8 protein-coding genes are annotated in these 10079 nt (G+C 67.2%); 3 read left to right on the forward strand and 5 right to left on the reverse strand.

The annotated features are described in order from the left end of the window. A partial coding sequence (locus tag VF662_RS14200) for a biotin/lipoyl-containing protein (protein ID WP_464142413.1) occupies positions 1-820 on the forward strand: 820 nt, incomplete at its 5' end. A gap of 3 nt (positions 821-823) precedes the next feature. Here VF662_RS14200 and VF662_RS14205 read toward each other — a convergent pair. From VF662_RS14205 to VF662_RS14215, 3 genes are read right to left on the reverse strand one after another with little or no spacing between them, the layout of a single operon-like run. Continuing rightward, a complete protein-coding gene (locus tag VF662_RS14205; protein WP_464142414.1) occupies positions 824-2107 on the reverse strand; it encodes a spinster family MFS transporter in 1284 nt (427 codons plus the stop codon). A 2-nt stretch (positions 2108-2109) separates the two neighbouring features. After that, on the reverse strand, positions 2110-4596 hold the full coding sequence (locus VF662_RS14210; RefSeq protein WP_464142415.1) for a TonB-dependent receptor: 2487 nt from the start codon (positions 4594-4596) through the stop codon (positions 2110-2112). A gap of 13 nt (positions 4597-4609) precedes the next feature. After that, a complete protein-coding gene (locus VF662_RS14215; RefSeq protein WP_464142416.1) occupies positions 4610-5440 on the reverse strand; it encodes an alpha/beta fold hydrolase in 831 nt (276 codons plus the stop codon). A gap of 152 nt (positions 5441-5592) precedes the next feature. On the opposite strand from VF662_RS14215, the gene VF662_RS14220 reads away from it, so the two are divergent. Next, a complete protein-coding gene (locus VF662_RS14220; RefSeq protein WP_464142417.1) occupies positions 5593-6207 on the forward strand; it encodes a TetR/AcrR family transcriptional regulator in 615 nt (204 codons plus the stop codon). Beyond that, entirely contained in the window at positions 6204-7679 is a 1476-nt protein-coding gene (locus VF662_RS14225) for a class I adenylate-forming enzyme family protein (RefSeq protein WP_464142418.1), read from the forward strand. The genes VF662_RS14220 and VF662_RS14225 overlap by 4 nt, the downstream gene beginning before the upstream one ends. Here VF662_RS14225 and VF662_RS14230 read toward each other — a convergent pair. Beyond that, positions 7671-9233: a sensor histidine kinase gene (locus VF662_RS14230; RefSeq protein WP_464142419.1), complete on the reverse strand. Its 1563-nt coding sequence runs from the start codon at positions 9231-9233 to the stop codon at positions 7671-7673. The genes VF662_RS14225 and VF662_RS14230 overlap by 9 nt on opposite strands. Next, complete coding sequence (locus tag VF662_RS14235; protein WP_464142420.1) at positions 9230-9952, reverse strand: response regulator transcription factor; 723 nt, start codon at positions 9950-9952, stop codon at positions 9230-9232. The genes VF662_RS14230 and VF662_RS14235 overlap by 4 nt, the downstream gene beginning before the upstream one ends. Positions 9953-10079: the final 127 nt, after the last annotated feature.

Here is a 10079-nt window from a genome sequence, read left to right on the forward strand (position 1 = left end):
GCTCGTCACCTACGCGGACACGCGCGAGGCGGCGGTGGATCTCGGGATCGAGGCGCTCGACCGGTTCGTGATCGAGGGGATCGGCCACAATGTCGATTTCCTTTCGGCGCTGATGCAACATCCGCGCTTCCGGGCGGGCGAGCTGACCACCGGCTTCATCGCCGAGGAATATCCCGAGGGCTTCCAGGGGGCTCCGGCCGACCCGCAGCTGATCGAGGACCTGGCGCTGATCGCCGCCCTCGTCGCGCTCGAGACCGATCACCGCGCCTGCGCGATCAGCGGCCAGCTCGGCAGCGAAGTGCTTCCTCCGGAGGAGCGGGTGGTGCGGATCGCCGGCCGCGACCACCGGATCCGCTTCGACGGGTTCGAAGGCGGGCTTCTCGGCTATATCGACGAGGGCGAAGGGCGGGAGCTGATCGGCCGCTGGCAGCCCGGGCAGCGCGTGTTCAAAGGCACGATCGACGAGCGCAGCCGGACCGTGCAGGTGGCGCGGCGCGGACGGCAGTGGCGGCTCACCACCCGCGGCGCCTCGCACGTCGTGGACGTGCTCCCGGCCCATGTGGCCGAGCTTAGCCGCTACATGATCGAGAAGATCCCGCCGGACCTTTCCAAATATCTGCTCTGCCCGATGCCGGGCCTGCTCACCGCTTTGAACGTCAGCGAGGGCGACAAGGTCGAGGGCGGCCAGCCGCTCGCCGTGGTCGAGGCGATGAAGATGGAGAACATCCTCCGCGCCGAGAAATCCGGCACGGTGAAATCGGTGCAGGCCAAGCCCGGCGACAGCCTTGCCGTCGACGCGGTGATCCTCGAGTTCGAATAGAGCCTAGGCCGGCGCCCGGTACCAATCCCGCTCCAGCCGCCGCGCGGCCAGGAAGTAGAGCAGCGAGCTCAGGAGATAAAAGGCGAGGCCGTAGAGGATCGAATATTGCAGCGAATCCTCGCCATGCTCCGCCTTCATGCGGTCGGACAGCCAGCCGAGGAAATAGATCCCGAAGCCAATCCCGATCAGGTTGTTGATGAACAGGAAGCTCGCCCCCGCAGTCGCCCGCATGTTCGGCGGCACGATGTGCTGGACGGCTGAAATCACAGGGCCGAGCCAGGCGAGCGCCATCATCTGCCCGAGTGCGAAGAGCAGCCAGGCGACGTAGAGGTTCGGAGCGAAGAGGCCGAACGCGAACGAGGGAGCGGTGATCAGGAAGCAGACCGCCGGGATGAGCGCGTAGCGGCCGGGCCTGTTCGTCCCCAGCCGGTCGCCGAACCAGCCGCCGAGCCAGGTGCCGGCGACGCCGCCCACCAGCACGATCGATCCGTAGAACCAGCCCACGTCCGTCAGCGGCAGGCCGAAGCTGCGGTTGAAGAAGCTCGGCAGCCAGAAGATCAAACCGTAGCCCAGGATCGATCCCGATGCGGCGCCGAACGAGAGCAGCCAGAAGCTGGGGTTCGCGGCCAGCGCCCGCATCACGGTGCCGAGCGGCGGTGCAGGCTCACTGACCTTACCCGCGTCGTTGTCGAGCCCCCCGCGCACCGGCTCCTTCAGGACCAGCTTGACCAGAAGCGCCGTCGGCACTCCGGCGAGCCCGACGATGATGAAGGCGGACCGCCAGCTGAGCTGCGTCGCCAGCCACCCCCCGAAGAAGATGCCGAGCGCCGATCCGATCGGAATGCCGAGCGAGAAGAAGGCCATTGCGCGGGCGCGGCGGCTCTTCGGGAAATAATCGGCGATGAGGGAATAAGACGGGGCGATCCCCCCCGCCTCGCCGAACGCCACGCCCATCCGGGCGACGACCAGCTGGCCGTAGCTTTGAGCGAGGCCGCAGGCGGCGGTGAACAGGCTCCAGACGGCGATCGAAGCCGCGATGATGTTGATCCGGCTGCGCCGGTCGGCGAGCCAGGCGATCGGGATCGCGATCGTGCTGTAGAAGATCGCGAAGACGACGCCGAGATAGCTCAGCGTCTTGTCGTCGAGGTCGAACTCGGCCCGGATCGGCACCGCCAGGATGCCGATGATCTGCCGATCGATGAAGTTGAAGATGTAGGCGAGGAGCAGGATGGCGAGCACACGCCCGCCGCCCGATGCCGTTCCCGTGCTGCTCCTCGCCTCCACCATGGTTAGAACTTGATCCCGAAGCTTGCGAAGACCTGACGGGGGTTGCCGTAGAAGACGGTCGCGACACCTTCGCGGCCGAGAGCCGGCGCAACGCCCGGCTTGCCGAAATTCGGCGAGCTGGGAGTGACGGAAAGCACCGGCTCTCCGGTCACCGGATTGACCACGAGGAAGGGGTAGCCCGAGGTGATATACTGCTTGTCGGTCAGGTTCTTGCCGTGAATGCCGATCGTGAAGCGATCGTCGCTTGAAGTCCAGACCAGGCTCGCGTCCAGCAGAGTGTAGCCTGGCTGATCGAGGAACGGGCTGGGCGTTTCGAACTGGAAGGTCTTGCTCCTGTAGGAAAGCGTCGTCGAGGCGTTGATCTCACCGCCGGCCATGCGGGTGGAGAAATCCAGAGTGCCTGAAAGGGTCCATTTCGGCGTGTTCTGGATCCGCCGGAAATCGGCGACGTCGACCGGCTTGGCCGGCGTGCCCGCGGCAGGCGTTCCGGTGGGCGTGAAGTTGGCGACGGTGGTGATGAACTCGTTATACTTCGCGTCGAGATAGCCGAGGGTGCCCGCGAAGTTGAGGCGCGAGCCGCTTTCCGTATCGCGGAACAAGGTCGCCACCATTTCCGCCTCGATGCCCTTGAACGTCGCCTTGCCGGCGTTGGTGACGAGCCCGCAGAAGGTCGGGATACCGTTCACGATGCAGCCCACCGAGCCCGGGACCTGGACGTCCTTGTAATCGGCGTAGAAGCCGGCGAGCGCCAGCCGGAGACGCCGATCGAACAGCGAGGCCTTGTAGCCGAGTTCGTAGCTGTCGACCTTCTCGGGGTCGAACAGGAAGAATTCGAAGATGTCGGCAGCATCGACGTCGCCGTCGCCGTCGGAATCGCCAGCTTGCGGCGAATTGCCGCGCGGATCGAAGCCGCCGCCTTTAAAGCCCTTTGAGTAGCTGGCGTAGAAGGTGTTGTTGTCGTCCGGCTCGAACGTGATGGATGCGCGAGGCGTGAATTCCTTGAAGGTCTTCTCGCCTTCGAAGTTGGAGACGAGCGCTCCGAACTGGACGCCGACGCCGCCGAGCGCGGGAGTCGCCCCTCCTGCGAGGTTGCGCTTGATCACGACCGCGTGGCGCTTGTCGTTGGTGTAGCGCCCGCCCAGCGACAGCGACAGCTGCTCGGTGACGTCGAAGGTGAAGTCGCCGAATACTGCCCAGGTCTTGGTATCGACGTCGCCGATCGTTTCCGCCGCAAGACCCGGCACGCCGATCAGAGGACCGGTGGTTCCGAGGATCACGTCGAAGATGTTGTAGGCGTTGGCATCGAGATAATAGAGGCCGGCGACGCCCTGAAGGCGGCTGCCCTCGTACAGGATCTGGAATTCGTTCGAGAACTGCTTGTTGCGATAGATGGCGGGCACATCGACGTCCGCTGACGGAAGCGAGTCGAAGTCGATCGGCGCGAAGCTCTTATCCTTGCGGTAGGCAAGGATGTTCTTGATGGTGAAGCCGCCGCCGAGGCGCAGTTCGGCCCGTGCCGCGCCGCCATAGGCTTCGACGCCCTGCCGCGGAATGTCGAGCCCGGCGCGCGTATCGTACACATCCTTCAGCACCGGAGCGCCGGTGAGCAGGCCGGGGATCAGGCGATGACCGTTGCGCGGATCGGAATCGTCCTTGGTGTAGTCGCCCGAGATGCGGAGGAAGAAGTTCGAGGTCGGCTCAACCTCGATCGTGCCGCGCGCGGCATAGATGTCGCGGTTGTAGTTCTCGACCCGCGGATTGACGAGGTTCTTGCCGAATCCGCCGCGGCTGAGCCGTGCTCCGGACGCCCCCACGCGGACCGCCTCCGACAGAGGAATGCTGGTCGAGACGATGATGTCGGCCTGATCGTAGGTGCCGAGATTGCCGCGGATTCGCAGCGTCGGCTGGTCGCTTAGCCGCCGCGTGACATATTTGATTGCGCCGCCGATCGTATTGCGGCCGTAGAGCGTGCCCTGCGGCCCGCGCAGCACCTCGATCCGCTCCACATCGTAGATGTCGAGCACGGCCGCCTGCGGACGGTTCAGGAACACGTCGTCGAGGTAGAGCCCGACGCCCGCTTCGTAGCCGGCGACGGGATCCTGCTGGCCGACGCCGCGGATGAAGGCGGTGAGAGTGGTGTTGGTGCCGCGCGAGGTTTCGAGGGTCACGTTCGGCGTGGTGTCGGAAATGTCGGTGATGTCGATGGCGCCCTGCCGCTCGAGCGCTTCGCCGGTATAGGCGGTGACCGCGATCGGAACGTCCTGCAGGCTCTCGGCACGGCGCCGCGCGGTTACGACGATGTCGGTATCCTGGGTCGCGCTCTCCTCGGCGGCCTGGTTCGCGGCTGCAGCCTGCTGCTCGTCGGAGACGGAGGTGCCTGCCGGCTGCCCCTGGTCCTGCGCGGCCTGGGCGAAGGCCGGCGCCGCTGCGGCGAGTGCGATGAAAGCTGTGCTGAGCTTGAGAGCCGTATTGAGATTGATGCGGGCCATGACTTCCCTCCTGTTAAACGGTTGTTTCGGATTGCCGGACGCGCGGCAGGCTGGCCGCGAAGTCCCGGATGGTGCGGTTGAAGAGTTCGGGCTGCTCGATGTGCGGAGCGTGGCCCGAGCGATCGAACTGGACTGCCTGCGCATTGCGAAGAGCCGAGACGAGATAATCGGCGGTGCCGGGGCCGTAGAGCTGGCTGTGAGCCCCGTGGACCACGAGCGTGGGCTGGCGGATCTTTCCGAGCGAGGCGCGGAAATCCTTTTCGACGAGAGACTCCCACAGCCGGCCGACCGCACCGGCATCGTTGCGCGCGAATTCGGCGCCTGCCCAATCGGCCTGATCCTGTAGATGCTCGGCAACCGGCTGAGCGAAGATCGCCTGACCCGCGGCCAGAGCGAAGGCGGCGAAATCGTCGCGGATGGCGATCCGCCGCGCTTCGCACAGTTCGGGCGAAAGGCCGAGCTCCCAGCCCTCCACATTGAGCACGCGCGGCGTCATGTCGACGATCACGGCGCCGGCGAACCGGGAGGCGGACGGGCCCGCCAGCATTTGCCAGAGCACCGAAGCGCCGAGCGACCAGCCGATGCCGATCGCGTCATCCACTCCGATAAAGGCCAGCAGAGCCTCGACGTCTTCGGCGATTTGATCGACGGTAGGCGCCGCAGTGTCGGACCGGCCGTGGCCTCTCAGATCGATGCTGACGAGGCGGAACTCGCGCGAGAGCTCGTCCTGCGCGGCGAAGAAGCCGCTATGCGCCATCAGCCCGTGAAGAAGCACGAGCGGCCGCCCGGAACCGTTGTCCCGGAACGCGATGCGTGCGCCGTCCGATGCCGTGAATTGCCGCAAGTCCCTCTCCCCACGCGCCCCTTCTGCGAGCGGCTGCGCGATCATGGCAGGTGGCACGAAGTGAAAGTTGAGTCAATATTCAACTTCAGCGGCTGAATTGCGTTTCAGGTATGGGTGAGGCAATGTCGCAACGGCTGAGCGGGGGCAGTGGAATGGCGACGGCTGCGGGATTGGGGGACAAGGCTCCGCGCACCGAGCGGGGCCGAAAGACGCTTCGCCGCGTGCTCGAAGCGGCGGCCCTGGAATTCGGCGAGCGCGGCTATCACGAGGCCGCGATCAACGGGATCACCCAGCGCGCCGGCGTCGCACTCGGCACCTTCTACACCTATTTCGAGAGCAAGGAGGAAGTGTTCCGGGCGCTGGTCCGCGACATGAGCCATGCCACCCGGCAGCACGTCGCCGAGGCGGTGCGCGGCGCTCCCGACCGGCTCACGGCCGAGCGGCTGGGCCTCGAGGCGTTCATCGGCTTCGTCCGGCAGCATCGGGAGCTCTACAGGATCATTGAGGAAGCACAGTTCGTCGCCGACGACGTCTATCGCGAACATTATCTCACCTTCGCCGAAGGGTATCGCCGCAACCTGGCGGCGGCGCGCGGACGGGGAGAGATAGCGGACGGCGCAGACGAGCCGCGGGCCTGGGCGCTTATCGGCATGAGCGTGTTCCTCGGCATGCGTTACGGCATCTGGGACGACGATCTGTCTCCGGCCGAAGTGGCGGACGTCGCAATCAACCTGGTCTCGGAAGGCCTCAGGAAGCGCGATCCATGATCTGCGAGGTTCCCGACCTTATCGCCAAGCGGGCCGCGCTCGCCCCCGGCAGGGTGGCGATGGAGGACGCCGCCACCGGCCGCACGTTCACCTATGGCGAGCTCGACCGCCGCTCGGCGCGCGCAGCCTCGCTGATCGCCGAGGCCGGCGTGCGCGAGGGCGATCGCGTTGTGATCCTCTGCCGGAACCGGGTGCAATTCTTCGAAATCCTGTTCGGCTGCGCGAAGCTCGGCGCGATCCTCGTGCCGCTCAACTGGCGCATGCCCCGCGCCGAGCTCGAGAAGCTCGTCGAGGATTCGGAGCCGAAATTGCTCTTCTTCGGCGCCGAAGACGCAGAAGCGGCGGCCGGGCTGTTGCACGACAGGATCGGGCTCGACGAGGAATACGAGCGCCGCCTCGAAGCCGCGCCGGAGCGGGAGTTCCGCGCCTCCTGGCCCGCCGAGCAGATCTGGTATCTGCTCTACACGTCGGGGACGACCGGCAGGCCCAAGGGCGTCATCTACAATTACCGGATGGCGCTTGCGAACTACGTCAACATCCGCACCGCGATCGACCTCGCCTCGACCGACACCGTCGCCTGCTTCCTCCCCCTCTTCCACACCGCCGGAATAAACCTCCACGCGCTTCCGGCGCTGATTGCGGGCGGGCGGGTGATCATGCTCGGCGCCTTCGACGCGGACGCGGTCGTTCGACTTCTGGACGAGCGGCGGCTGAGCGCCTTCTTCGCCGTCCCGGCCGTCTACCAGTCGCTGCTCGAGCATCCGCGCTTCGCGGCCGTTCCTCTGGACGAGGTGCGCAACTGGGGCTGCGGCGGAGCGCCGCTGCCGGATGCGCTGGTGGAGCGGTACCGTTCGCTGGGCGTGCGCGTCTGCAACGGCATGGGCATGACTGAGACCGGCCCCACCGCCTTCCTCGCCGCGTCGGAGGATGCGTGGGAAAGGATCGGAAGCGTCGGCAAGCCGCAGCTCCTGTGCAGCGTCCGGATCGTCGACGGCGACGGCGGCGACGTGCCGGACGGCGAGGTGGGCGAGCTGTTGTTCGGCGGCCCCGGCATCACCCCCGGCTATTGGCGGAACGAGGAGGCGACCAGCGCCTGCTTCACGCCCGACGGCTGGCTCCGCTCAGGCGACCTCGCCCGCCGCGATGCCGACGGCTTCTACTATGTCGCCGGGCGTCGGAAGGAGATGTTCATCTCGGGCGGCGAGAACGTCTATCCGGCCGAGGTCGAGAACGTGCTCTGCGCGCATCCCGAGATCAGCGAGGCCGCAGTGGTGCCGATGCTCGACGTGAAATGGGGCGAGGTCGGCCGCGCCTTCGTGCGCCTCCGGAACGGCACCGGCCTTAGAAGCGAGGATCTCGACGCCTACTGCCGGATCCACCTCGCCTCCTACAAGGTGCCGGTGCGCTACGATTTCGTGGCGGATTTTCCCCGGACGGCCGCCGGCAAGATCCAGAAGCACCTCCTAGCGTGAGGCGGCCGGAAGGCTGATCTCGAAGCAGGCGCCGCCGTCGCTCGCCTTGCTGACGATCGTGCCGCTGCACGAGGCGAGCAGCGAGCGGGCGATGGAAAGGCCGAGGCCGGAGCCTCCTTCGGCGCGGCGGCTGGTGTGGAACGGCTCGAACACCCGCTCGTGGTCGGCGCCGCTGATGCCGGGGCCATCGTCGGAGACGGTGAGCAGGACGGAGCCGCCTTCGCCTCTGGCGCCGATCCGAACTGTGCTGGCGCCGGCCTGCTGGCTGTTCTCCACCAGGGTTTCCAGCACCGATTCCACGAGCTCCGCCGGCGCGGCGACAAGCGCGAGATCGGGGGGAATGTCGCTGACCACCGCAATCCCCTGGTGCGCGTCCGCCACCCGGCGAAGCGGCTCGGCAATGTCGCTGGCGCTGTCCTCGGGCGACACCGTCATGTCGGCGCGCGCGAGGTGGAGCAGGCGCTGGAGGAGATGCGAGAGCCGGTCCGCGTCTCCCATCGCATTGGCGAGGAAGCGCTGCCGCTCCTCCTCGCTCATCGTTGCGCCATGCTCTTCGAGCAGCTCGAGCGCGCCGCGCATGCCGGCGATCGGGGTCTTGAACTCATGGCTCACGGCTGCGGCGAAGTCGCGGAGGTAACGGGAGCGGCGCTCGATCCGCTCGGCCATCGTTCCGAACGCTTCATAGAGCGCGCGTATCTCCACCGCCGCCGTCACCGGCGGGTCGGGGATCGCAACCGAGCCGCGCGCCACATTCTGCGTCGCCTCGCGCAGCGTCTCGATCGGACGGGCGATGCCTCTCGACAGCAGCCCTGCAAGCACCAGCAGGGTAGCGAAGATCGTGCCGACGCCAATCGCGATCTTGCCGCGGTCCTGGTACATGCCGAGGAACAGCCCGCGGGGCGAGCGGGACAGCATCAGGATCCCGATCACCTGCCCCCGGAGCATCACCGGCCGCACGTAATGGACGTTGATGCCCGAGGCACGGCTCAGGAATTCGAGCCAGGAATAAGCCGCATAATCCGCCCGGCGGCGCAGGACGGTCGTCGTTCGTCCTGCCATCCCTGACCGGACCTCCGGGACCTGGCCGAAGCTGAGGGGCGGATACGCCGGGCCGAGCAGCACCGTGCCGCGTGCATCCAGCATCCGGATCGAGGCGAGCGTCGTCTGCCGCGTGTCGGCGACCACCGGCGCAAGCGATGTCGCGACCCTCTGCGCCCGCGGCTCGGGCGGGACCCGCGCCGGCACCGGCCGGGGCTGCTCGGGAAGGATCGGCATCGCGTTGAGATCGATCGTCGGCCGCTGCGGCTCCAGGGACCGCAACTCCCTCTGGTCCTCGCCCTCACGCCAGGCGGCGCGGTAGGCGCCGGACAGCGCCGCGGCCTGCGCGATGAGCTCGGCCTCCGTCTGCTGGACGAGCGTGTTCTCGTACACGCGGAGAGACACTGCCCCCACGCCCGGCAGAGCCGCGACGAACAGCAATGTGAGGAACAGGATCGAGCGAAGCGGCAGCGCCGGCCAGTAACGCTTCAGGATGTCCTTGAGCGTCCGGATCAAGCGGGCTGCCCGAGGCAGGCGCCGATCCGGTAGCCGACGCCGGGGCGGGTCTCGATCAGGTCGGTGCCGCCGAGGCTTCCGAACTTGTGCCGGAGGTTCCGAATGTGGCTGTCGATGGTCCGATCGGTGATCGCAAAGCCCGGTCCGTGCAGCCGGTCGATGATCGCATCGCGGCTGAAGACCTTCGAGGGGAGGCTCGCGAGCAACAGCAGCAGCTGGAATTCGGTGACCGTCACCGAGACTTCCTCCCCGTCCCACCGCGCCTCCCAGGCTTCCGGATCGAGCCGCAGCTTGTTGTGCGTCACCGTCCCGCGCGGCCCCGCCTCCTCCAGCGCCCGGCCGCCGCGTTTCAGGATCGCGCTCACCCGCGCCACGACTTCGCGGGGCGAGAAGGGCTTCACGACATAATCGTCGCCGCCAAGCTCCAGCCCCACCACCCGGTCGACCTCGTCGTCGCGGGAGGAGAGGAACAGGATGGGGAGGTCCCCGCTTGCCCGCAGGCGCCGGCAGACTTCGAGCCCGTCGACCCGCGGCATGTTGATGTCGAGCACGACGAGGTCCGGCCGCCGCGCGTCGATCTCGGCCAGAGCGGCCTCGCCGTCGCCCGCCTCGCTGGTCTGCATCCCCGCCTTGCCGAGCGCGAAGCTCAGAACCTGGCGAATATGCGGGTCGTCGTCGACGATCAGGATCTTGTGGCTCATCGCGTACACGTCTGTCATCCGGCCTTGCGCCCTGTCAAAGGTTGATGATCGAGGGGCTTGTCGCAGTCGCGCCACGGGCCGTAGGCTGGCGGCAGCCGGCGGCGTGCGACGGCCTCCTCCGCCGCCTGCAGCCGAAGCGCTCCGA

The sequence above is a fragment of the Allosphingosinicella sp. genome (assembly GCF_036387215.1).
GTDB lineage: Bacteria > Pseudomonadota > Alphaproteobacteria > Sphingomonadales > Sphingomonadaceae > Allosphingosinicella.